This window comes from Aureimonas pseudogalii (assembly GCF_014196835.1).
In the GTDB taxonomy this organism is placed as follows: Bacteria; Pseudomonadota; Alphaproteobacteria; order Rhizobiales; family Rhizobiaceae; genus Aureimonas; species Aureimonas pseudogalii.
Genome location: NZ_JACIEK010000004.1, coordinates 1 through 23,510, shown reverse-complemented (window position 1 = coordinate 23,510; position 23,510 = coordinate 1). Strand labels below are relative to the sequence as shown.

The window sequence follows — 23,510 nt, the reverse complement described above, 5'->3', positions numbered from 1 at the left end:
AGAGGGCACAACGCCCCCTGCCGACCCCGGTTCGGAACCATTCGAGTTTAATTGTCCACGAACCGGTTCACCGCCGAGACGATCGCCCGCAGCGAGGAGGTCGTGGCGTTCTGGTCGATGCCCGCGCCGAAGACGCGCCCGCCATCGTGCTCCAGCTCCATGTAGGAGATGGCCGAGGCGTTCGATCCGCGTTGCAGCGAATGCTCGGAATAGTCGGCGACGGAGAGGTCCGTGCCGAGATGGCGGGTGATCGCATCCATGAAGCCGTCGATCGCGCCGGTGCCGCGCCCGACGATCTGGACCTCCTGCCCCCGGTCGAGCATCGTCGCCTCCACGATCCGCTGCGTCTTCTGCCCCTCGGTGCGGGTGATGTGATCGACATATTCGAATCGCGCGCCCGGCTGGTCGACGTAGCGCTCGACAAAGCGGTCGTAGATCCGCTTCACCGGCAGTTCGCGGCCCTCGTCATCGGTAATCCGCTGGATGTCCTCGCGAAACTCGACCTGCAGGCTGCGCGGCAGATTGAGCCCGTAGTCCGCCTGCAGCACGTAGGCGATGCCGCCCTTGCCGGACTGCGAGTTGATGCGGATGATCGCCTCGTAGGAACGGCCAACGTCCTTCGGATCGATCGGCAGATAGGGCACCTCCCAGAGCGGCGAGTTGGCGACCTTCGCCGCCTTCAACCCCTTGTTGATCGCATCCTGATGCGAGCCGGAGAATGCCGTGTAGACGAGCTCGCCGACGTAAGGGTGACGCTCCGGGATCGCGAGCTGGTTGCAGTACTCGTAGACCTCCTTGATCCCGTTGATGTCGGAGACGTCGAGACCGGGGTCCACCCCTTGCGTGAACATGTTGAGCGCCAGCGTCACGAGATCGACGTTGCCGGTGCGCTCGCCATTGCCGAACAGCGTGCCTTCGACGCGGTCGGCGCCGGCCAGCAAGCCGAGCTCGGTGGCGGCCACCGCGGTGCCGCGGTCGTTGTGCGGATGCAGCGACAGGATGATGGCGTCGCGATTGTCGAGATTGCGGCTCATCCATTCGATCTGGTCGGCATGGATGTTGGGCGTCGACATCTCCACCGTCGCCGGCAGGTTGAAGATCAGCCGGTTCTCCAGCGTCGGGCGGATCACCTCGGCGACGGCGTTGCAGATCTCCAGCGAGAAATCGAGCTCGGTGCCCGTGAAGCTCTCGGGCGAATATTCGAAGCGGAAGCCGCCACCGGCCTTGTCGGCCATTTCGGCGATCATCTTGGCAGCATCGACGGCGATCTGGCGGATGCCGGCGCGGTCCTTGCCGAACACGACGCGGCGCTGCAGCTCGCTGGTGGAATTGTAGAAATGGACGATCGGACGCTGCGCGCCTTCCAGGCTCTCGAAGGTGCGGGTGATCAGCTCGGGCCGGCACTGTACGAGCACCTGCAAGGACATCTCGTCGGGCACGCCGCCCTCCTCGATGCACCAGCGCACGAAGTCGAAGTCGGTCTGCGAGGCCGAGGGGAAGCCGATCTCGATCTCGCGGAACTTCATCGCCTTCAGAAGCGCGAACATGCGCGCCTTGCGGTCCTGGCCCATGGGATCGACGAGCGCTTGGTTGCCGTCGCGCAGGTCCACCGAGCACCAGATGGGCGCGGTTTCGATCTGGCGGCTCGGCCACTGGCGGTCGGGCAAATCGACGGCGGGATAGGGCTGATACTTCGTGGCGGCCTTCGCCATCACCGGGGCGGACTGGGACATGGAACTACCTTGTTCGTTCGGCGAAGACGGTGGCGCATCACGATGCGGCCTGGCGCGTCTTTCCGAGGATTTGACGGGGATGTAAAGCCGAAGGAACAAGGGGCGGGATGCGCCGGCTTCGACCGCCGGGCGTCCCTTCGATCAATGGGCCCGACGGTCGCGGATAAGCGCGAGGAGAAGGCCGAGATCGAGCGAAACGACGAAAGCCGCGGCAGGCGCCACGGCGATGTCTACAGGTCCGAAGGGATCGGCGACGCGTTTCATGCCGCCAAGCTCGCCGATGCGGGCCGCGAAAGCAAGGGCGCTCAGACGAAAAAGGCCCGACCGTCGCCGGTCGAGCCTTTCGATGTCACGGTCCGCGTGATCAGAACGAGTCGGAACCGGGAACGTAGTTGCCGTTCGTGACCGGAACCACACGGTAGCCATTGTGGAAGGTGCCACGCGAAACGGCGTTCAAGTCGCGTGTCTCCTGGGCGTGGGTCGTGGCGCGCGAGCCCGGGATGATGCCGTCCTCGGAGCCGGTCGTCGGGTAGCCGTAGGCCTGCGTCGCGCCGGTGTTTGCGATCACGCCGGGGGCCTGGGTCACGCCGACGATGACGGTATTAGCCTCGTAGTCGGCGCGGGCCTCGGTGAAGTGGTCCGAGCCGGGGACGATGCCGGCGGCCGAAGCGGCGCCCGTCAGGGCGGCGAAGGAGACGAGAGCGGCGGAAGCGAAAGCAACGATCTTCATTTTGTTTTTCCTTGATCCTGAGCCGGCATAACTCCGTCTGCCTCTTGAAGAGCCACGGTGCCGCCGGTCGATGATCAGGATGTAATCACTCTCTTCGCAGATGCGAGATGCGGATCCTGAACAGTGCGTTGCGTCATAGCGACGGAACCCCGCGCTTCGCCTTCGGATCGACATGATCGCGAAGCGCGGGGGCACCGCCGCTTCGTCAGATGACGGGGACGCCGACCTGCTTGGCCTCGGCCTCGGGCTCGACATGGATAAGAACGCGCGCCCCGTCGAACTCCGCCTGCAGCGCATCTTCCAGTCGGTCGCAGATCACGTGCGCGGCACCGACCGACATGGAGCTGGCGACCACCATGTGGAACTCGATGAAGATGGCGCGGCCGGCGATCCGGGTCTTCACGTCGTGGACCTCGAGAGCGCCCTCGCCATACTTCGAGATGATCTCGCGAACGCGCGCTTCCTCCTGCGCGTCGAGCGCCCGATCCATCAACCCCGAGAGCGAGGAGGCCACGACCTTCCAGCCCTCGCGCAGGATGTTGAGGGCGACGAGCGCGGCGAGTGCGGGATCGAGGATCGACCAGCCGGTGGCGCCGGCGATGGCGAGTCCTGCGAGCACGCCGACCGACGTCACGACGTCCGCCATGATGTGGCGGCCGTCGGCGTCGAGCGCCGGCGAGCGGTGCTCGCGACCCTTGCGGACGAGAACCTGCGCCCAGACGAGGTTGATCGCGGTCGCCACGCCGTTGATGGCGATGCCGAGCAACGGCGCCTCGATTGCGCGCGGACTGAGATAGGCCCCCCAGGCCTCGCGCAGGATGAGCAGCGCCGCCAGGACGATGAGCACACCCTCGATGACGGCGGAGAAATACTCCGCCTTGGTGTGCCCGAACGGGTGGTCGCTGTCGGCCGGCTTGTAGGAGACGCTCACCGCCCAGAGGGCGACGAGGCCGGCCACCACGTTGACGATCGATTCCAGCGCGTCCGAGAAGAGCGCGACGGACCCGGTCACCATGTAGGCGAGATACTTGATCGCCAACACGGCGCAGGCGACGCCGATCGTCATTGCCGCGGTGCGCTTCACCAGCCGACCGGGATCCTCGACGACCGAGAACGCCGCCGCGGCCGCCATGCTCAAGCCGCCTTGACGCGCGAGCGCCGCGGCAGATGCGCGACGATGTTCTCGATCATCCGCATGCCGGCGTCGCCGCCCAGGCTCATGATGCTCTCCGGGTGGAACTGCACGGCGGCCACCGGCTCGCTCTTGTGCTCGAACGCCATCACCACGCCGTCCTCCGTTTCGGCGGTGACCTCGAAATCTTTCGACAGGCGGACGGGATCGGCGAAGATCGAGTGGTAGCGGCCGACCGTCACCTCACTCGGAAGCCCCGAGAAGATGATGCCGCTGTTCGACACCCGCACCCGCGACGGCTTGCCATGGACGGGAACGTGGAGCGTGCGCAGCGTGCCGCCATAGGCTTCGGCCAGCGCCTGGAGCCCGAGGCAGACGCCGAAGATCGGCGTGCCGCGCCGGCGCGACAGGGCGATCGTGCCGCGGCAGTCGAAATCGTCGGGCTTGCCGGGACCGGGCGAGAGCACCACGAGGTCGGGCGCCACGCGGTCGAAGATCTCCTCGGGCACGGGCGTGCGAACCGTCACCACCTCGGCGCCGGTCTGGCGGAAGTAGTTGGCGAGCGTGTGGACGAAGCTGTCCTCGTGATCGACGAGCAGGATCTTCACGCCGACGCCGACCTTCGCCCGCTCGGTGGCGCCGGGCGCCGCGTTCGACGCGCCGGCCTCGCGGATGGCGGAGATCATGGCGGAAGCCTTCAGCTCGGTCTCGGCCTCCTCCTCCTCCGGGTTGGAATCGTAGAGAAGCGTCGCGCCGGCGCGCACCTCGGCGATGCCGTCCTTCAGGCGGATGGTGCGCAGGGTCAGGCCGGTGTTCATGTCGCCGTTGAAATGCATCATGCCGACGGCGCCGCCATACCAGGCGCGGGCGCTCTTCTCGTTCGCCTCGATGAAGCGCATCGCCCAGAGCTTCGGCGCGCCCGTCACCGTCACGGCCCAGGCGTGCGAGAGGAACGCGTCCATCGCGTCCATGCCCTCGCGCAGCCGGCCCTCGATATGGTCGACCGTGTGGATGAGGCGCGAATACATCTCGATCTGCCGGCGCCCGATGACGCGCACAGAGCCGGGCTCGCAGACGCGGCTCTTGTCGTTGCGATCGACGTCCGAGCACATGGTCAGCTCGGACTCGTCCTTCTTGGAGTTCAGAAGCTTGAGGATCTGCTCCGAATCGGAGATCGCGTCCTCGCCGCGCCGGATCGTGCCGGAGATCGGGCAGGTCTCGACCCGCCGCCCGGAGACGCGGATGAACATTTCCGGCGAGGCGCCGACGAGGAACTCGTTGCCGCCGAGATTGATGAAGAAGGAATAGGGCGAGGGGTTGATGCCCTTCAGCCGGCGCGAGATCTCGGAGGGCTTGTGCTCGGCCCGCTCGTAGAAGGTCTGCCCCGGCACGACCTCGAAGAGGTCGCCGCGCATGAACTTCTCCTTGGCGCGGCGCACCAGCGCGGCATACTCGCCGGGCTTGTGGTCGCCGCGCGGCGGAATGCGGTCGGCCGGCGCGAAGGGCGCGTCCTCGCCGCCGCCGGGAAGACCCGCCGTCGTGTGTCCGTCCTTCTCGAATTCGTAGGCCTCGACATAGGCCCTCGCCGCATAGTGATCCACCATCAGGATCTCGTCGGGCAGGTAGAGCACGAGGTCGCGCTGCGTGCCGTCGCGCGGCTGCGTCTGCACCACCGGATCGAACTGGAAGGCCAGATCGTAGCCGAAGGCGCCGTAGAGGCCGAGATCGCTGTCCGCATCGGACTTGAACAGCGCCACGATCGCGCGCAGCACCGAGAAGACGGTCGGCATGCGCGAGCGCTCTTCCTCGGTGAAGGCGCGCGAGGGCAGCGCCACCGTCAGGTCGATGCGGGTCTCGCCGACGCTCGCCTCGGCGATGTCCTCGTGCCCCGCCAGCGCCTCGGCGATGAAGCCGATGAGCACCCGGCCGCGCTCGTTCAGCGCCTCGATCCAGACCTTGCGGCCCGAGGACGTCACGGCGAGCGGCGGATCGACGATCGCCGTGTCCCAGCGCGTATAGCGGCCGGGATACTCGTAGTTCGACGAGAAGACGGCGCCGCGGCGCGTGTCGAGCCGGTCGACATAGGGCTCGATGGCACCGGCATAGGGCACGTCGCGCCGCGTGCGGGCAACGGAGACGCCGCCTTCGGTCACGTAGTGGAAGGCGCCGTCGGCATCGATTTCGAGGGTCATGACATTCACTCCGAGAGAGAGCACCGGCCCTCGCGGCCACCAAACGCAAAAAAAGGCCGCCGGATCATCCGGTGCGGCCTTTGTTCGTCGAACGCGTGCAAGGGTTCGCAAAGCCGCCTTAGGAGCGGGTCTGCCACCAATTGGTCGTGTTGCGCACGTTCGTCATGACGAAACAGGTAGCCGAAGCACCGCGCGCCCGCAACGGCAAAACGGCTGAATCCCCTCTTTGCCAGTGCTTCGCAAATGCGGCGAACCGGGCGCGCCCAAGGCCCGCCACGGGCGCTGGTTCGCCCGCGGCATCACTCGGCCGAAGCCTGCATTCTGCGCATCAGTTCGTCGTCGATCTCCTGCGCCCGCCGCAGCGCCGGGCGGCTCGCCAGCCGCTCGTGATAGGCGACGAAGGCCGGGCGGCGTTCGATCGAGCCGAAGCGCAGGCCGAAGCCGATGCCGGCGCCGACATAGACGTCGGCCGCCGTGAACCGGTCTCCGGCCACGAACGGGTGGCGCGACACCGCATAATCGAGCGTCGCCATCGTCTGCTCGAACGTGCCGTAGCCCACCATGCGGCTCTGGTCCTCCGCCACCGACACGCCGATCGAGCGGTTGGTGATCGCCGCCTCCAGCGGCCCCGCGCCGAAGAACAACCAGCGATAATAGTCGGCGCGGGCCGGCCCCGGCTCCGGCGCGAGCCCGGCCTCGGGAAAGGCGTCGGCGAGATAGCAGCAGATCGCGGCGGCCTCCGTCACCACCGCCGCGCCGTGACGGATCGCCGGCACCTTGCCCATCGGATTGATCGCCCGGTACTCGGCCGATTTCATCGTGGTGCCGTATTCGAGAAGCTCGGTGCGGTAGGGAGCGCCCACCTCCTCCAGCATCCACCGCACGATGCGCCCGCGCGACATCGGGTTCGTGTAGAAGACCAGCTCTTCGCTCATGCGTATCCTCCCAGATCGACGCTCGCGACGCTACGCCTCGCGCGAACGCCCGCCAAGCGGCGGCGCGCCGGGCTCCTCAGAAGAGCCCTTCGACCAGCCCCTCCTCGTTCAGACGGATCGCCTCCGCCGCCGGGTGGCGCGGCAGGCCGGGCATGGTGAGAATGTCGCCGCAGATCGCCACGACGTAGCCGGCGCCGGCCGCGAGACGCACCTGGCGCACGTGCACGACATGGTCGCTCGGCGCGCCGAGACGGCCGGGGTCGGTGGAGAACGAGTACTGCGTCTTGGCCATGCAGACGGGCAGATGCCCGTAGCCGTCGCGCTCGAAGCTTTCGAGCTCGCGCAACACCGCCGGCTCGGCGGTGACGGCGACGCCGTGATAGATGTCCTTCACCACGGTCTCGATCTTGCCGAGAAGGCTCGTCTCGTCCGCGTAGATCGGCTTGAAGCGCGCCGTGCCGCCGTCTGCGAGCGCCGCGACCTTTTCGGCCAGTTCGAGGATGCCGGCCGAGCCTTGCGCCCAATGCCGGCAGAGCACGGCCTCGACGCCGGCCTCTTCGGCCGCCGCTCGCACGGCTGCGATCTCTGCATCCGTATCGGTCCCGAAATGGTTGATCGCGACGATCACCGGAACGCCGAAGCTCTGGCAGTTGCCGATGTGGCGCTGCAGATTGACGGCGCCGCGCGCAACGGCCGCGACGTCCTCGCGACCGAGATCGGCCTTGGCAACGCCGCCGTTCATCTTGAGCGCGCGCACCGTCGCGACGATCACCGTGGCGTCGGGCGTCAGGCCCGCCTGCCGGCATTTGATGTCGAAGAACTTCTCGGCGCCGAGATCGGCGCCGAAGCCCGCTTCCGTCACCACGTAGTCGGCCAGCCGCAGCGCCGCGCGCGTCGCCACCACCGAGTTGCAGCCGTGGGCGATGTTGGCGAAGGGCCCGCCATGGACGAAGGCCGGATTGTTCTCCAGCGTCTGCACGAGGTTCGGCAGCATCGCGTCCTTGAGGAGCACCGCCATCGCGCCGTCGGCCTTGAGGTCGCGCGCGTAGACGCGGCTCTTGTCGGGCCGGTAGCCGACGACGATGCGCCCGAGCCGCGCTTCCAGGTCTTCGAGATCGGCGGCGAGGCAGACGATCGCCATGATCTCGGAGGCCACCGTGATGTCGAAACCGCTCTCGCGCGGCAGGCCGTTGGCGGGGCCGCCGAGCGACTGGACGATGTCGCGCAGCGCCCGGTCGTTCATGTCGACGACGCGGCGCCAGACGATGCGGCGGGGGTCGAGCCCCAGCGCGTTGCCCCAGTGCAGGTGGTTGTCGATCATCGCGGCGAGGAGATTGTGCGCCGTGGTGATGGCATGGAAATCGCCGGTGAAGTGGAGGTTGATGTCCTCCATCGGCACGACCTGCGCATGACCGCCGCCGGCCGCGCCCCCCTTCTGGCCGAAGCAGGGACCGAGCGAGGGCTCGCGCAGACAGATCGCCGCGCGCTTGCCGATGGCGTTCAGCCCGTCGCCGAGCCCCACCGTCGTCGTGGTCTTGCCCTCGCCGGCCGGCGTCGGGTTGATCGCGGTGACGAGGATGAGCCTGCCGCTCGGGCGATCCGCCAGCCCGCGCAGGAACCCGACGTCGATCTTGGCCTTGTCGCGGCCGTAGGGGATCACGGCCTCGGCGGGAATGGCGAGCCGCGCGGCGATCTCCGTGATGGGCCGCTTGGAGGCACGGCGCGCGATCGCGATGTCGGAGGTCGGCTCGCTCATGTCTCGGGGTCCCTCGTCCGGTCCGTCTTCGCCGAGGAGGTGCCTCATCCCGGCGCCGAAGGAAACACCCCGGTGTTGCGTTTTCCCAGCGACGCTGCCCTTCGGGATCAGTCGAACAGCGCCAGATCGATCGAATCGGCCATCGCCCGGTAGCCGGCGTCGTTGGGGTGAAGGTGATCGCCCTCGTCGAATTCGGCCTTCATGCGCGCCGGGTCGGCGGGGTCGCGCAGCACCGCGTCGAAGTCGATCACCGCGTCGTAGGCGCCTCCCGTCCGGATCCAGGCGTTGACCGCCTGCCGCTTCGTCTCGCCCTCCGGCGTGAAGTAGCCGGGAAAGACCGTGCCTTCGAAGGGCGTCAGCGTCGCGCCGTAGACCTTGATCCCCTTGGCCTTGGCGCGCGCGATGATCTGCCGGTGCCCGGCGATGATCTGGTCGGCGGTGACGGTTTGCTCGGTCAGGCCCGCCGAGGTCGAATGGCCGATGTCGTTGATCCCCTCCATCACCACCAGCCAGCGCAGGCCGGGCTGCGCCAGCGCGTCGCGATCGAGCCGCGCCAACGCGCTCGGGCCGAACATCTCCTCCGGCCGGTCGTGCAGCACGCGGTTGCCGCTGATGCCGGCGTTGACGATACCGACGTCGCGGCCCCCACCGCGCTGCGACAGGCGCTCGGCGAGGCGATCGGGCCAGCGACGATTGGCGTCCACCGTGGAATGGTAGCCGTCGGTGATGGAATTGCCGAAGGCGACGAGCGCTGGCGCGGCGCGACCCGGCGAGGAGACCTCGACGCCGCTGAGATAGAAGCGGCTCAGAGCGGTCTTCGGCTGAGTGAACTCGGCCTCCGCCACATGGTCGCCCTCCACCATGTAGGCGGTCTGCACGGCGTCGAGATGGATCACGGACGGCCCGGTCCAGCGCGTCACGTGCATCGTCACGGCCAGGGTCGAGAGCGGTTCCACAGCGAGATCCACCGGATCCGACAGCATGGGGGCGCCCGGCGGCACGGTGACGGTGGTCTCCCCCGCGAACGTCAGGGGCACCGCCGAGGCGGCATCGATCGAGCCAGCCGCGTTGCCGGGCCGCGCGAGGTTGGTGGCGCCGATCACCAGCGGTACGCTGCCCGTCTCGTTCGAGAAGCGGATGCGCACCTGCGACCCGCCGGCCGAGAGGCGCACGAACTGGCGTACCGTGGTGTTGCTCAGTTCCGGTCCGACATCGAAGACCGGGCTGGCGCCCCAGGACGCCGTCCAGGCGGGCGCCGTCTGCTGCGCCCACGATCCGTGAGGCGCGAGCAGTGCGGCGGCGACGACGAGCCCCTTGAGGCCGATACGGCTGATCATCTGCAGTCCCTTCCCGAAACGCCCGTCCACTCTGCGGCGGCTTGGGCCCTGCGAAGGTTAACCATGGCGTGCCCGGCCCGACAATCGGCGATCGTCGAGCCGGAAGGCTTACTCGCCACTGCCGGCGATCAGGCTGGCATTGCCGCCGGCGGCGGCGGTGTTGGTCGAGATCACCTGCTCGCGCACGAAGCGGGCGAGGTAGTTCGGCCCGCCCGCCTTCGGTCCGGTGCCCGAGAGCCCGGAGCCGCCGAAGGGCTGCGAGCCGACCACGGCGCCGATCATGTTGCGATTGACGTAGACGTTGCCGACCGTCAGCCGCTCCTTCACGAAGTCGATGGTCTCGTCGATGCGCGAGTGGACGCCGAGCGTCAGGCCGAAGCCGGTGGCCTCGATGGCGTCGCAGACCTTGCCGAGCTCCCCGGCCTTCCATCTGATGACGTGCAGCACGGGGCCGAAGATCTCGCGCGTCATGGCCTCGGCGCGGTCGAGCTCGATAATCGCCGGCGCGAACCAATGGCCGCCTTCCGGCAGCGCCGGCCCGGTCTCGCCGGTGAAGCGGACCTTCTGCGTGCGCTTCATGTCCGTCATATGCGCGTTCAGCATGGCGAGCTGCGCGGCGTCGATCACCGGGCCGACGTCGGTTTCGAGCTCGGCGGGATCGCCAACATGCAGCTCGCGCGCCGAGCCCTCGATCATCCTGAGCATCCGATCGGCGACGTCGGCCTGCACGAAGAGCAGCCGCAGCGCCGAGCAGCGCTGGCCGGCCGAGCGGAAGGCCGAACGCACGACGTCATCGGCCACCTGCTCGGGCAGCGCCGTGGCATCGACGATCATCGCGTTGAGCCCGCCGGTCTCCGCTATGAGCGGCGCGATCGGCGCGTTGCGCGCGGCGAGCGCGCGGTTGATGGCGAAGGCCGTGTCGGTGGAGCCGGTGAAGGCGACGAGCGCGGTGGCGGGATGGGCCGTCAGCGCCGCGCCGCATTCTCCGCCACCCGGCGCGAAATGCAGCACGTCGCGCGCGAAGCCCGCCTCGTGCAGGAGATCCACCGCGAGCTTCGCAATGAGCGGCGTCTGCGGGGCGGGCTTGGCGATGACGACATTGCCGCCGGCGAGCGCCGCCGCGACCTGGCCGATGAAGATCGCCAGCGGGAAGTTCCAGGGCGAGATGCAGACGGCGACGCCGCGCGAGCGATAGACGAGGCGGTTCTCCTCGCCCGTCGGCCCCGGCAGCGGCACGGGGTGGATCAACATCCGCTCGGCCTCCGCCGCATAGAAGCGGCAGAAGTCCACGGCCTCGCGCAGCTCGGCGATGCCGTCGTCGAGCGTCTTGCCGCCTTCGCGGGTGAGAAGCGCCAGAATCGTTCCCTGCCGCTCCTCCATCAGGTCGGCGGCACGGCGAAGCTGCGCGGCGCGCGTCGCGGCCGGCACCGCCTCGGCCGCGCGCACGCCGGCCTTGGCGCGCTCCACCAGCGCCGTGGCGCCTTGCGCGGTGAGGAAGCGGCTGTGTCCGACCACCGCCCCGTCCACCGGCGAGCGGATCTCGGCCGGCGCGGCGGCGTCGAGCCCGCTCGCGGGATCGGCCGTCAGGCCACTGACCTTGGCGCCGTCTCGGGCGCGCAGCAGAGAGGCGAGCGCGCGGCGATCGCCGAACTCGGTGCCCTTCGAATTGGCGCGGGCACCGAAGAGCGCGGCCGGCGTGGCGACGCCGGCATGGGTGGTGCGACCGCCCTTCAGGAGATCGCGCGGATGCACGAGAAGTTCGTCCACCGGCACCTTGGCGTCGCCGACCTTGGCGACGAAGGAGGAATTGGCGCCGTTTTCCAGAAGGCGCCGCACGAGATAGGCGAGAAGATCGCTGTAGCCGCCGACCGGCGCATAGATGCGGCAGGCGACCGCGCCCTTCGTGTCGTCGCGGAGCGCTTCGTAGAGCGACTCGCCCATGCCGTGCAGGCGCTGGAACTCGAATCCCGAGGGGTTCTCGCCCGCCATTTCCAGAATCGCCGCGACCGTCAGCGCGTTGTGCGTGGCGAACTGCGGATAGAGCCGCTCGCGGCGGCGCAGCAGTTCGTTGGCGGCGTCGAGATAGGAGAGGTCCGTCGCCGGCTTCACGGTGTGGACGGGAAAGCCCGCCAGCCCCTTTTCCTGCGCCTGCTTGATCTCGGTGTCCCAATAGGCGCCCTTCACGAGGCGCACCATCATGCGGATTCCCGTCTCCTCGGCGAGCGCGTCGAGATGGCGGATCACCGGCACCACGCGCTTGCCATAGGCCTGGATGGCGAGGCCGAAGCCGGTCCAGCCGCGGAAGTCCTGCGAGCGCACCACCGCGTCGATCACGTCGAGCGACAGTTCCAGCCGCTCGGCCTCCTCGGCGTCGATCGTGAAGTTCAGATCGTAGGCCCGCGCCTTCTGCGCGAGATCGGCGACGAGCGGCACGAGTTCGCGGAGCACGGTCTCGCGATGCGTCGGGTGGTAGCGCGGATGCAGCGCCGAGAGCTTGACGGAGATGCCGGGCCGGTCCGGCAGCGCCTTGTTGCCGGCCTTGCGCCCGATCGCCTCGATCGCGTCGGCATAGGACTTGAAGTAGCGCGCGGCGTCGTCCTTCGTGCGGGCGCCCTCGCCCAGCATGTCGTAGGAGTGGCGATAGCCCTTCTTCTCCAGCCCCCGCGCCCGCTCCAGCGCGTCCTCGATCGTCTCGCCAAGCACGAACTGGCGGCCGAGGAAGCGCATCGCCTGGCGCGTCGCGGTGCGCACGGCCGGCGCGCCGAGGCGCTTGACCAGCGACGACACGACGCCGGACGGCTTCTCGCCGGGCTGGATGATGCGGGCCGAGAGGCCGAGCGCCCAGGCCGAGGCCGCCATCAGCTTCTGGTCGACGATCGGCTCGCGGTTGGCCCAGTCGCCGGCGCCGATCTTGTCCTCGATCAGGCGGTCCTGCGTCTCCGTGTCGGGCACGCGCAGCAGCGCTTCGGCCAGCACCATCAGCGCCAGACCCTCGCGGGTCGAGAGGCCGAACTCGCGCATGAAGTCTTCCACCGCGCCGACGCCGCCCGAGCGCGAACGGATCGTCTCGACATAGGATCGCGCCCGACGCTTCACCTTCGCGTCGTCCGGTCCGAAGCTCGCCTCGCGCTCGAGAAGCTCGGCGACGGCCTGCGCGTCGCTGGGGGAATAGGGCGCGGAAAATGGCGAGACGGACATCGGCGAACGATCCTTCGAGGGGCGAACGGGGTCGCGTTTTCATAGCAGCCCTCGCCGGCGCGGATCCCATCGTTTATGCGGGAAGAAACGACGCATCCCGCCACCGACACGAGCCCTGCCGATGGAAAACGCCGACCTCGACGAAAAGGACCGCAAGATCCTCCGGGCGCTGCAGACCGAGGCCCGGCTCAGCGTCATCGAACTCGCCGAGCGCGTCCACCTTTCGCCCACGGCCACCGCGGCGCGGGTGAAGCGGCTGACGCGGGAGGGCTTCCTCCTCGGCTACCACGCGCGGCTTTCGCCCGAGAAGCTCGACCGCGGGCTCATCGTCTTCGTCGAGGTGAAGCTCGACCGCACGAGCGAGGACGTGTTCACCGCCTTCGGCGCGGCCGCCAAGGCGAACGGCGACATCATGGAATGCCACATGGTGGCGGGGGGGTTCGACTATCTCCTCAAGGCCCGCGTGAAGGACATGAACGCCTACCGCGCCTTCCTTGCCAAGGCGCTGCTGGAGCTGCCGGGCATTCGCGAGACCCACACCTATGCGGTGATGGAGGAGATCAAGAACACCACCGCCCTGCCCGTCTGAACGGGCGCCGCCGCACCTCGCTCGCCTCGCCTCGGCCACGTCGCTTGGGCGGCCTCGCCCACGTCGCTTGCGCGGTCCGGGCCGCTGCCGCATAAGCCGGCCATGACCCCGCAGATCCACGTTCGCCGCCTCGCCGCCACGCATGGCCGCCGCCCTGGTGCGGCCCTCGACCGAGCCGATCGCGGCGAGGATCTGCACGCCGTTCGCCTCGCCACCGAGACGGCCGTGGCGCTGATCGACGTCGATCTCGACATCCACCCCGGCGAGATCCTCGTGGTGCTCGGCGCGCCGGGATCGGGCAAGTCTTCGCTCCTCGCGGTGCTGCACGGCGATCTCGCGCCCGAGCGCGGCAGCGTCGCGGCCGAGACCGCCTCCGGGCCGGTGGAGTTGCGCTCGGCCACCAAGCGCCAGCGCGACCGCTGGGCGCAGGAGGCGGCGGCGCTCGTTGCCGGCCCGGTGGCGCTCACCCCGAAAAGCACCATCGCGGAAACGGTGATCGCCGCGCTCGCTAGGCACGGCACGCCGAGAAGCGACCGCGCCCCTCGCGCGACGCTGGAACTCGCCAACGCCGGACTGCGCGACTGGGGCGAGATTCGCATCGCCGACCTGCCGCCGGGCCTTCGCCCGCGCGTGCAACTGCTCGTCGCCGCGCTCGGTGGGCAGCCGATCCTGCTGCTCGACGATCCGTTCGACGGGGTGGACGCGTGGCGCGACCCTTCGATGGTGGGAGCGTTGCGGCGCCTGCGCGAGCGCACGGGCAAGAGCGTGGTGCTGACGAGCCGCGACCCCGCCGAGGCGCTGCGCGTCGGCGACCGCATCGCCGTGCTCGACAACGGCCGCCTCGTGCAGGCCGGCACGCCGCGCGACCTGCTGCTCGAACCCGCGACGCCGCATGTCGCGGCCTATCTCAGCGAACTCAGCCCGGTGTCCTTCCTTCAGGCCGAGGACGTGATGGGACCGATCGCGCCCGACGACGTCGCCTCGTCCTTCGCCGGCCTCGTGCAGGTGGGCACGCCGCTGACGCGCGTGCTGCCGGCCTTAGCGCGCGGCGATGTCGTCGTCGCCGACCGCGGCCGCCTGCTCGGCCGCATCGGGACGCGCGAGCTTCAAGCCGTGCTATCGCCGCGCGGCTGACCTTTCGGGCTTCGGCTTCTCAGGACAACCTACCTTCCCCTGATGGGGGAAGGACGACACTCGTCAGGCGGCGACGGCGCGCTGCAGATGCGGCAAGCGCCCCTCGTCCACCGCGAAACACGCGACCATCGTCTCGCCGTGCCGCGTCAGTTCGGGCCGCTCGGAGCGGCAGCGGTCGTTGGCGAAGGGGCAGCGCGGGTTGAAGGAGCAGCCCGGCGGCGGATTGAAGGGCGACGGCAGCTCGCCGCTGAGGCGGATGCGCTCGACCTTGTCCTCGGGCCGCGTCGCCGGCGTCGCCGAGAGCAGCGCCCGCGTGTAGGGATGCAGCGGCTCGGCATAGACGGCGGAGACCGGGGCGATCTCCACAGGCCTGCCGAGATACATCACCATCACCCGGTTCGCGACGTGGCGCACCACGGAGAGGTCGTGGCTGATGAAGACGTAGGTCAGCCCCAGCCGCTCCTGCAGGTCGGCCAGAAGGTTGAGGATCTGCGCCTGAATCGACACGTCGAGCGCCGAGACCGGCTCGTCGAGCACGAGGATCTTCGGCTCCAGCATGATGGCGCGCGCGATGGCGATGCGCTGGCGTTGGCCGCCCGAGAACATATGCGGGTAGCGGTCGTAATGCTCGGGCCGCAAGCCTACCTCGGCCAGCCCCGCCTCCGCCTTCGCACGGCGCTCGGTGGCCGAGAGCTTGGTGTTGATCTTCAACGGCTCTTCGAGGATGGCGCCGACCTTCTGGCGCGGGTTCAGCGCGCCGTAGGGGTTCTGAAAGACGATCTGCACGGTGGAGCGGAGCTTGGCCACCGCGGAGCGGTCGCCCTTCTCGATGCGCACGCCGTCGATCGTCAGCTGACCCTCGGTCGGGATCTCGATCAGCGTCAGCATGCGGGCGAGCGTCGACTTGCCGCAGCCGGATTCGCCGACGATCGCCAGCGTCTCGCCCTCGGCCACCTCGAAGCTCGCGTCCTTCACGGCCTTCAGCGAGCCGGCCTTGCGGAAGAGCCCGCCGCCCACCTCGTAGACCTGATTGAGATCCTTGGCGGTGATGATCGCACCCATCAGGCGGCCTCGCGGGTCTGTGGCATGTTTTCGGGGTAGTGGCAGAGCGCCTCGCCGAGCGCGGGCGGCTGGCGCGGCGGCACCACGCTGCGGCAGCGATCGTCGGCCTTCGGGCAGCGCGGGTTGAACAGGCAGCCGTCCGGCCGGTTGCCCTGCCCCGGCACGATGCCCGGGATGGTCGGCAGGCGCTTGGTGGTGGCGCGCTCGGGAATCGCCGAGAGAAGCGCCGCCGTATAGGGGTGATGCGGCTGGTCGAACAGCGTCTGCACCGGCTGGCGCTCGACCTGCTGCCCCGCATATTGAACGACCACACGGTTCGCGGCTTCCGCGATCACACCCATGTCATGGGTGATGAGGATCATCGCCATGCCGTAGCGCTCGCGCAGGTCCACGAGGAGATCGAGGATCTGCGCCTGGATCGTCACGTCGAGGGCGGTGGTCGGCTCGTCGGCGATGAGCAGCTTCGGTCGGCAGGCGGTGGCCATGGCGATCATCACGCGCTGGCTCATGCCGCCCGAGAGCTGGTGCGGAAACACGCGCAGCCGGCGCTCGGGCTCGGAGATGCCGACGGCGCCGAGAAGCTCGATCGCCCGAGCCTGCCGCGCCTTGCGGTCGAGATCGGTGTGCGCCTTCAGCGCCTCCTTGATCTGGTAGCCGACGGTGAAGCACGGGTTGAGGCTGGCGATCGGCTCCTGGAAGATCATCGCGATGTCGCGGCCGATGATCGAGCGCCGCTCGCGCGGGCTCATCGCCTGCATGTCGCGGCCCTCGAAGCGGATCTCGTCGGCCGTGACGGTGGCGGAGGGCGGCAGCAGGCCCATCAGGCCGAGCATCGCGACCGACTTGCCCGAGCCGGATTCGCCGACGATGCCGAGCACTTCGCCCGGCTCCACCGTGACGTCGACCCCGTCCACCGCGCGGAACGGGCCGGCCGCGGTCTCGAAGGTGACGGAGAGGTTTCGAAGGGAGAGAAGGGACATATCTCTATTTGAACTTTCCGACTGGGGATCTTACGTTCATCGGGAATTGATGGAGACGGAAACGATGTCGTTCTGGAACCGAGTCCTCGAATGGGTGGCGCCCCGCCCCCAGCCCAAGCCCCTGCCGGTCGTGGTGCCGATCCGCGAGCCGAGCGGACGCCGCCCGTTCTACTGAGCAGCAACTTTCCGTCGTCATCTTGGCAGTTGACCGAGAGCGGCGACGGCTGTTTGCGCGAGCGTCGTGAGGCGACGTCTCGCATTCACGTAGTCCCCGACCACGTCCAACTGCCTTTCCGCTGACAGGGCGTTGAAGCTCGGGTCTCGGATGTCGTTCGCGACACCTTCCATTTCCCAACGCTGGCGCGCGTAGAGAACGACGGGATCGATCACCTCTTCCGGCAGGACGTGGATCTCGTCCACGATCGCCTCGAAGATCGGATGCCTCGGCGGCGCCGAGACCCGTACCGAAAAACCTGGTTCGTTCGCATAGCGATCGCGAATTGCGGCATACGCTTCTTCCAGATCGTAGGCTTCGAGATCCACGAGCTCCGCGCGGATCTCGGCGCGTAGCGCAATCTGGAAGTCCCGCATCCGCTCCAGTCGTCGCCGCTGCTCCAGCCAGACGGATTGCCGCGCCGTCGCAAACCAGCCGACGACGCTCACCAGCGCCGCGACGATCGCTGCAAGAAGGGCCGGAGCGAGCCAACCGTTCGCCATCCCTTCTCAACTCTTCTTCAACTTCGGATCGAGCGCATCGCGCAGGCCGTCGCCGACCAGGTTGATCGCGAGCACCGTGACGAGGATGGCGAGGCCCGGGAAGGTCACGACCCACCAGGCGCGCAGCACGAACTCGCGCGCCTCGGCCAGCATCGTGCCCCATTCCGGCGTCGGCGGCTGCGCGCCGAGGCCGAGGAAGCCGAGCGCGGCGGCATCGAGAATGGCGTTCGAGAAGGAGAGCGTCGCCTGCACGATCAGCGGACCCAGGCAGTTCGGCAGGATGGTGACGAACATCAGGCGCAGCGGTCCGGCGCCGACCACGCGCGCGGCCGTCACGTATTCCCGCTCCTTCTCGGCCATCACCGAGGCGCGCGTCAGCCGCACGAAATGGGGTTGCAGCACCAGCGCGATGGCGATCATCGCGTTGACGAGGCCAGGCCCGAGGATGGCGACCAGCACCAGCGCCAGCAGCAGCGACGGGAACGCGAGGATCACGTCCATCACCCGCATGATGACGGTATCGACCCAGCCCCGGAAATATCCGGCGACGAGCCCGATGACGATGCCGGTGGAGACGGCCAGCACCACCACGAACGTGCCGATGAACAGCGAATATTGCGCGCCGTAGATCAGGCGCGAGAGGATGTCGCGTCCCACCGCGTCGGTGCCGAGCAGGTAGGACCAGCGTCCGCCCTCCATCCAGAACGGCGGCACGAGCAGCGCGTCGCGGTTTTGCAGGATCGGGTCATGCGGGGCGATGACCGTGGCGAAGGCGGCGACGAAGACCACGATCGCGAACACGGCCAGACCCGCGACGGCGCCGCGGTTGACGGAGAAATAATACCAGAACTCCCGCAGAACCTGACGGCGTCCGCTCGGGGTCGGCGTGCGCTGCGGGATGAGCGAGCCGACGCCCTCGGCCGCTTCCTGGGCTTCGATATGCGACATGGATCTCGGCTCCTATCGGGCGCGCACGCGCGGGTTGATCAGGCCGTAGAGGAGATCGACCACGAGATTGACGAACATCACGACGAGCGCGATGAGAAGAAGGCCGCCCTGCACAACCGGGTAGTCGCGGCGGAACACCGAATCGACCATCCACTTGCCGATGCCCGGCCAGGAGAAGATCGTCTCCGTCAGGATCGCGCCGGCGAGCATGACGCCGATCTGCAAGCCGATCGTGGTGACCACGGGAATCAGCGCGTTGCGCAAGGCATGGATGCCGATGATGCGGCCCTGCCCGAGGCCCTTGGCGCGCGCGGTGCGCACGTAGTCCTCGCCCAGCACCTCGAGCATCGCCGAGCGGGTCTGGCGCGCGATCACCGCGAGCGGAATGGTGGCCAGCACGATCCCCGGCAGAACGAGGTGGCTCAGCGCCGACGAGAAGGCCCCACGCTGGCCGGAGATCAGGCTGTCGACCAGCATGAAGCCGGTGACCGGCGGGAAGAAATACATCAGCGAGATGCGACCCGAGACCGGCGTCCAGCCGAGCGTTCCCGAGAAGAAGATGATGAGCAGCAGGCCCCACCAGAAGATCGGCATGGAATAGCCGACGAGCGCCGTCCCCATGATCGACTGGTCGATCCAAGAGCCGCGCTTCACCGCGGCGACGACGCCGGCAGGCACGCCGATGAGGACGGCGAGGAAGATCGCGACGAGCGACAGTTCGACCGTGGCGGGAAACAGCGTCAGGAACTCGGTCAGCACCGGGCGGCGCGTCACGATCGACGTGCCGAAGTCACCCTGGAACAGGTTCGTCAGATAGTACCAGAACTGGACCGGCAGCGGCTGGTCGTAGCCGAGCAGCGCCGTCAGCTGCGCATGGCGCTCGGGCGTGATGCCACGCTCGCCCGCCATCAGCGTGACCGGGTCTCCCGGCAGCAGGCGGATGAACGAGAAGGCGACGACGGCGACGCCGACGAAGGTCGGCAGGAGAACGCCGATACGAGCGAAGAGAAAGCGCAACATGGAAGCGTTCTACAAAGGTTTTGCCGTCGGCGCACCCGATAGCGGTTTGAAATCGTGTAGGAAACGAAAGATTTTGACCAAACGGAAAAGGGCGGCCGTGAAGCCGCCCTTCCCTGATGGTTCCGATCGATCGGTTACTCCGTGATGTCGACGCCGTCGAACGTGTAGTCGCCGAGCGGGCTCTGGACGAAGCCTGTGACGTTCTTGCGCATCGGCACGTAGACCACCGAATGGGCGATCGTCGACCAAGGCGCCTGATCCTTGAAGATCACCTGCGCCTGCTCGTAGAGCTTGGCGCGCTCGTCCTGCGTCGGCTTGGTCTTGGCTTCCTGGATCAGCTTGTTGAAGTCCTGGTTGCACCACTGCGCCCGGTTGGCGCCGCCCACGGCGTCGCAGCCGAGCAGCACGGCCAGGAAGTTGTCCGGGTCACCGTTGTCGCCGGTCCAGCCGAGCAGCACCGCGCCGTCGCGCTTCACGTCCTTCGAGCGCTCGAGATACTCGCCCCACTCGTAGGTCACGATCTCAGCCTTGACGCCCACCTTCGCGAAATCGGCCTGGATCAACTCGGCCATGCGAGCGGCGTTGGGGTTGTAGGGGCGCGACACCGGCATCGCCCAGAGCTTCATCGAGAGGTCGGTGACGCCGGCGGCCTCGAGCGCCTTCTTCGCCGCTTCCGGATCGTAGGCATCGTCCTTCAGCGCGTCGTTGTAGGACCACATGGTCGGCGGGATCGGCGCCTTCGCCTTCTGGCCGGCGCCCTGGTAGACGGCCGAGATGATGGCGTCCTTGTCGATGGCCATGTTGAGGGCCTTGCGGACCTCCGGCTTGTCGAAGGGTGCCATCTGCGTGTTGTAGGCAAGGAAGCCGATGTTGAGACCTTCTTGCTCGGCGACCGTGAGGTCGGCATTGGCCTGTAGGCCCGGTACGTCGGCCGGGTTCGGATAGGCCATGAGCTGGCACTCGTTGGCGAGCAGACGCTGCTGGCGAACCGAAGCGTCCTTGGTGATCGCGAAGACGAGATCGTCGATCGGCTGCTTACCACCCCAATAGTCGGCGAAGGCCTGGTAGCGGATCACTGCGTCGGGCTGGTAGGCCACGAACTGGAACGGGCCGGTGCCGATCGGCGCCTGGTTCAGCTGCGCCTGGTTGCCGGCCTCGGCCAGCTTGTCGGCATATTCCTTCGACATGATGGAGGCGAAGGGCATCGCGACGTTGGCGATGAAGGGCGCATAGGCCGAGGTCAGCGTGAAGCGGATCGTCATGTCGTCGACCTTCTCGACCGACTTGACGATCTCGTTCATCGACATCGACGCGTAGTATTCCCAGGATGCGCCGGAAACGTACTGGTTGTACGGGTTGTCCTTGTTGCCCTGGCGATCGAAGGAGAACACCACGTCGTCGGCGTTCATGTCGCGCGTCGGGGTGAAGTCGGCATTCGACTGGAACTTGACGCCGGGACGCAGCTTGAACGTGTACTGAAGGCCGTCGGGCGAAATGTCCCAGCTGGTCGCGAGGCCCGGCTCGGTCTCGGTCGTGCCCTTCTTGAACTCGGCCAGCCGGTTGTAGATCGGATGGGCGGAAGCATCGAACGTCGTTCCCGCCGTATAGAGGCCGGGGTCGAAGCCTTCGGGCGAGCCTTCCGAGCAGAACACGAAGGTCTTGGCGGAAGCCGCCGAACCAAGGGCCAGGACGATGGCCGTCGCGGCGAGAAGCGTGTTCGTCAGACGCATGAATGCGTTCTCCCATGAACGTCGAGGACAGCGCCATTGCTGCCGGAAGAGCGCATTTCGACCGGATAGCAGTTCGTACGCAAGACTATTTTCCGACCATTCACTCAAAAACGATCGTCGGTGCCTTGACGCTGGACGCGGCCACGCCCTCGATCGACGCGAGCGTGCGTGTCGCGATCTCGCGATAGATCGCGGCATGACGTCCGTCCGGTTGCGAAGCCATGACCGGATGCCCCGCATCGGAGCTCTCGCGAATCACCATCTCCAACGGCACCTCGCCAAGGAACGGCACGCCGAGCCGCTCGGCCTCAGCCCGTGCTCCGCCATGGCCGAAAATGTCGTAGCGGGTGCCGGTGTCGGGTGCGATGAAGTAGCTCATGTTCTCGACGATGCCGAGCACGGGCACCTCGACCTTGCGGAACATCGCCAGCCCCTTGCGCGCATCGATGAGCGCGAGATCCTGCGGCGTCGAGACGATCACGGCGCCGGCCAGCGGCACCTGCTGGGCCATGGTGAGCTGCGCGTCGCCGGTGCCGGGCGGCATGTCCACCACGAGCATGTCGAGTTCGCCCCATTCCACCTCGCGCAGCATCTGCGTCAGCGCCGACATCACCATCGGCCCACGCCAGATCATCGGCGTCTCCTCCTCCACGAGGAAGCCCATGGACATCGCCTTCAGGCCATAGGCCTGCAGCGGCACCATCGTGCGCCCGCCCACGGTTTCCGGGCGGCCCTTCAGGTTGAGAAGGCGCGGCACGGACGGGCCGTAGATGTCGGCGTCGAGCAGGCCGACGCGCAGGCCCAGCGACTGGAACCCGAGCGCGAGATTGACGGCCGTGGTGGACTTGCCGACCCCGCCCTTGCCGCTCGCCACCGCCACGATGCGCGCAATGCCGGGAACGCCGATCTTGGCGCCTTTGGGCTGCGCCGGAGCGGCGGGCGAAGCCGCGCTGGCCGGGCGGGGGCGTGGATGATGATGGGGCTGGGGCGGCGGCGCGGCGCGCGGGGTCGGCGCCGGACGCGACGCCAGCCCGCCGCCCTTGCGCTCGGCGGTCAGGGCGACCATCGCCGAGCGAATGCCGTCGATCTCGGTGACCACCCGCTCTGCCTCTCGGCGAAAGCCCTCGAAGCGATCGGCTTCGCTGGCGGGCACGCTGAGCGAGAAGAAGGCCTTGCCGTCCCCTACGAAAATCTCCGACACCATGCCGCGCGTCACGACGTCGGGGCCGCCCCCCGGCATCGGAATGTCGCGAAGAGCAGCGAGAATACGATCGGTCAGAGCCTGGTTCATGCGAGTTCCACGATCGAGAAAGGCAATGCCGCGGCACGCGCACAGCCATGATGACTTAGGCCTTGCAGATAGATCACATCGGGCCGGAATGGGAGGCATCGAGGTCCATCGATGTCGCGCGCGAGGGAAGAGGATAGCATGACCGAAGCCGCACGCTCGCCGTTCCAGCCGGTCGACGACGTCGTGCGGCAAGCGGCCCGTGCGCTTCGTGGCGAAGCCCGCCATGCGGCGCTCGCCTGCATCGATCCGGACACCGGTGCACCCGCCGACAGCCGCGTTCTCGTGGCGACCGACACGAGGGGGATCCCGTTCTGCTCGTCTCGAAACTGGCGCGCCATACTGCGGCACTACTGCGCGACGGGCAGGCATCGCTGATGATCAGGGACGTCGCACGAGGCGACCCGCTCTCTCAGCCTCGCATGACGCTCAATGGCGATGCCGAGGAGATCCCACGCTCTCACGAGGCGTTTTCGCGGGTTCGGCGACGTTTTCTGGCGCGCCACCCCACCGCAAGCGTCTACGCCGAGTTTGCCGATTTCGCATGGATGCGCGTCCACATCCAGCAGGCATCGTTGGTTACCGGGTTCGCGCGCGCCCATCGGCTCGACCGGAGTGATATGTGCCACCCCAACCTTCCAGACTGGAGTGGACCCCATTTCGCCGGACAGGCGGCTGTTGGGTTTAGGCACTGAGCCTTATGAACTCACGAGGCGAGCGGAACTTCAGGCCTGAGTGCGGGTGAACCTCGCAATAATCCTCGATCCAGTCGGGGAGCAAGGCGAGGATGGTGTCGGCGTCGGGCAGGACGGTGATGCTGGCGTAGTCCCGTTTCAGAGTTTTGACGAAGGCCTCGGACATGCCGTTCGACTCCGGGCTGCGCACGGGCGTGAAGAGCAGCATCAGGCCGAGGGCCCTGGCAGTGTTGGCGGTCTCCTTCGCGATATAGGCGCTGCCGTTGTCTGACAGCCATTCGACGGCATGCGGGACTTTGGTCGTGCCGAAGCGGCGCTCGACGGCGGTGACCAT

Annotated in this window: 21 protein-coding genes; 4 read left to right on the top strand and 17 right to left on the bottom strand. The window is 67.9% G+C overall.

Features of this window, described 5'->3' with window-relative positions:
• Positions 1-47: 47 nt before the first annotated feature.
• From leuA to putA, 9 genes are all read right to left on the bottom strand, one after another.
• On the bottom strand, positions 48-1,733 hold the full coding sequence (gene leuA / locus GGR04_RS09810; protein WP_246393088.1) for a 2-isopropylmalate synthase: 1,686 nt from the start codon (positions 1,731-1,733) through the stop codon (positions 48-50).
• Positions 1,734-1,874: 141 nt separating this feature from the next.
• Positions 1,875-1,997, bottom strand: a complete 123-nt coding sequence (locus GGR04_RS24285; protein WP_281383076.1) for a hypothetical protein — start codon at positions 1,995-1,997, stop codon at positions 1,875-1,877.
• Between the two features lie 100 nt (positions 1,998-2,097).
• Positions 2,098-2,463, bottom strand: coding sequence for a hypothetical protein (locus tag GGR04_RS09805; protein WP_183199696.1), 366 nt, complete (start codon positions 2,461-2,463; stop codon positions 2,098-2,100).
• Positions 2,464-2,668: 205 nt separating this feature from the next.
• Positions 2,669-3,595, bottom strand: a complete 927-nt coding sequence (locus GGR04_RS09800) for a cation diffusion facilitator family transporter (RefSeq protein ID WP_183199906.1) — start codon at positions 3,593-3,595, stop codon at positions 2,669-2,671.
• 2 nt (positions 3,596-3,597) lie between these two features.
• Entirely contained in the window at positions 3,598-5,787 is a 2,190-nt protein-coding gene (locus GGR04_RS09795) for an anthranilate synthase (protein WP_183199695.1), read from the bottom strand.
• A 299-nt stretch (positions 5,788-6,086) separates the two neighbouring features.
• Entirely contained in the window at positions 6,087-6,722 is a 636-nt protein-coding gene (locus tag GGR04_RS09790) for a glutathione S-transferase family protein (RefSeq protein WP_183199694.1), read from the bottom strand.
• 76 nt (positions 6,723-6,798) lie between these two features.
• Entirely contained in the window at positions 6,799-8,478 is a 1,680-nt protein-coding gene (locus GGR04_RS09785) for a formate--tetrahydrofolate ligase (protein WP_183199693.1), read from the bottom strand.
• 107 nt (positions 8,479-8,585) lie between these two features.
• Positions 8,586-9,815 carry an SGNH/GDSL hydrolase family protein gene (locus GGR04_RS09780; RefSeq protein ID WP_183199692.1) on the bottom strand — a complete coding sequence of 410 codons (1,230 nt, stop codon included), beginning with the start codon at positions 9,813-9,815 and terminating at the stop codon, positions 8,586-8,588.
• Between the two features lie 108 nt (positions 9,816-9,923).
• Positions 9,924-13,013: a bifunctional proline dehydrogenase/L-glutamate gamma-semialdehyde dehydrogenase PutA gene (putA, locus tag GGR04_RS09775; protein ID WP_183199691.1), complete on the bottom strand. Its 3,090-nt coding sequence runs from the start codon at positions 13,011-13,013 to the stop codon at positions 9,924-9,926.
• Between the two features lie 121 nt (positions 13,014-13,134).
• Here putA and GGR04_RS09770 point away from each other — a divergent pair, with 121 nt between their 5' ends.
• Both GGR04_RS09770 and GGR04_RS09765 read left to right on the top strand, forming a co-directional pair.
• Positions 13,135-13,602, top strand: a complete 468-nt coding sequence (locus GGR04_RS09770; RefSeq protein ID WP_183199690.1) for an Lrp/AsnC ligand binding domain-containing protein — start codon at positions 13,135-13,137, stop codon at positions 13,600-13,602.
• 102 nt (positions 13,603-13,704) lie between these two features.
• Entirely contained in the window at positions 13,705-14,736 is a 1,032-nt protein-coding gene (locus tag GGR04_RS09765) for an ATP-binding cassette domain-containing protein (protein ID WP_183199689.1), read from the top strand.
• Between the two features lie 63 nt (positions 14,737-14,799).
• Here the strand turns inward: GGR04_RS09765 and GGR04_RS09760 are convergent, their stop codons facing one another.
• The 7 genes from GGR04_RS09760 to GGR04_RS09730 form a co-directional block, all read right to left on the bottom strand.
• Positions 14,800-15,801, bottom strand: coding sequence for a dipeptide ABC transporter ATP-binding protein (locus tag GGR04_RS09760; RefSeq protein ID WP_281383080.1), 1,002 nt, complete (start codon positions 15,799-15,801; stop codon positions 14,800-14,802).
• On the bottom strand, positions 15,798-16,778 hold the full coding sequence (locus tag GGR04_RS09755; RefSeq protein ID WP_183199687.1) for an ABC transporter ATP-binding protein: 981 nt from the start codon (positions 16,776-16,778) through the stop codon (positions 15,798-15,800). The genes GGR04_RS09760 and GGR04_RS09755 overlap by 4 nt, the downstream gene beginning before the upstream one ends.
• Positions 16,779-16,970: 192 nt before the next feature.
• A complete protein-coding gene (locus GGR04_RS09750; protein ID WP_183199686.1) occupies positions 16,971-17,495 on the bottom strand; it encodes a hypothetical protein in 525 nt (174 codons plus the stop codon).
• Positions 17,496-17,501: 6 nt separating this feature from the next.
• On the bottom strand, positions 17,502-18,443 hold the full coding sequence (locus GGR04_RS09745) for an ABC transporter permease subunit (RefSeq protein ID WP_183199685.1): 942 nt from the start codon (positions 18,441-18,443) through the stop codon (positions 17,502-17,504).
• A gap of 12 nt (positions 18,444-18,455) precedes the next feature.
• On the bottom strand, positions 18,456-19,463 hold the full coding sequence (locus tag GGR04_RS09740) for an ABC transporter permease subunit (RefSeq protein ID WP_183199684.1): 1,008 nt from the start codon (positions 19,461-19,463) through the stop codon (positions 18,456-18,458).
• 134 nt (positions 19,464-19,597) lie between these two features.
• Entirely contained in the window at positions 19,598-21,193 is a 1,596-nt protein-coding gene (locus tag GGR04_RS09735) for an ABC transporter substrate-binding protein (protein ID WP_183199683.1), read from the bottom strand.
• Between the two features lie 100 nt (positions 21,194-21,293).
• Positions 21,294-22,484: an Mrp/NBP35 family ATP-binding protein gene (locus tag GGR04_RS09730; RefSeq protein WP_183199682.1), complete on the bottom strand. Its 1,191-nt coding sequence runs from the start codon at positions 22,482-22,484 to the stop codon at positions 21,294-21,296.
• Between the two features lie 138 nt (positions 22,485-22,622).
• On the opposite strand from GGR04_RS09730, the gene GGR04_RS23940 reads away from it, so the two are divergent.
• Together GGR04_RS23940 and GGR04_RS24555 are read left to right on the top strand one after the other, a co-directional pair.
• Positions 22,623-22,859 carry a hypothetical protein gene (locus GGR04_RS23940; RefSeq protein WP_246393087.1) on the top strand — a complete coding sequence of 79 codons (237 nt, stop codon included), beginning with the start codon at positions 22,623-22,625 and terminating at the stop codon, positions 22,857-22,859.
• The gene (locus tag GGR04_RS24555; protein ID WP_376769852.1) at positions 22,796-23,176 is read left to right on the top strand and encodes a hypothetical protein; all 381 of its coding nucleotides are present in this window, start codon (positions 22,796-22,798) and stop codon (positions 23,174-23,176) included. Before GGR04_RS23940 ends, GGR04_RS24555 begins: the two co-directional genes overlap by 64 nt.
• Here the strand turns inward: GGR04_RS24555 and GGR04_RS09720 are convergent.
• Positions 23,166-23,510 (bottom strand): integrase core domain-containing protein (locus GGR04_RS09720; RefSeq protein WP_183199681.1); only part of this gene is annotated, 345 nt, incomplete at its 5' end. The two genes, GGR04_RS24555 and GGR04_RS09720, sit on opposite strands and share 11 nt — an antisense overlap.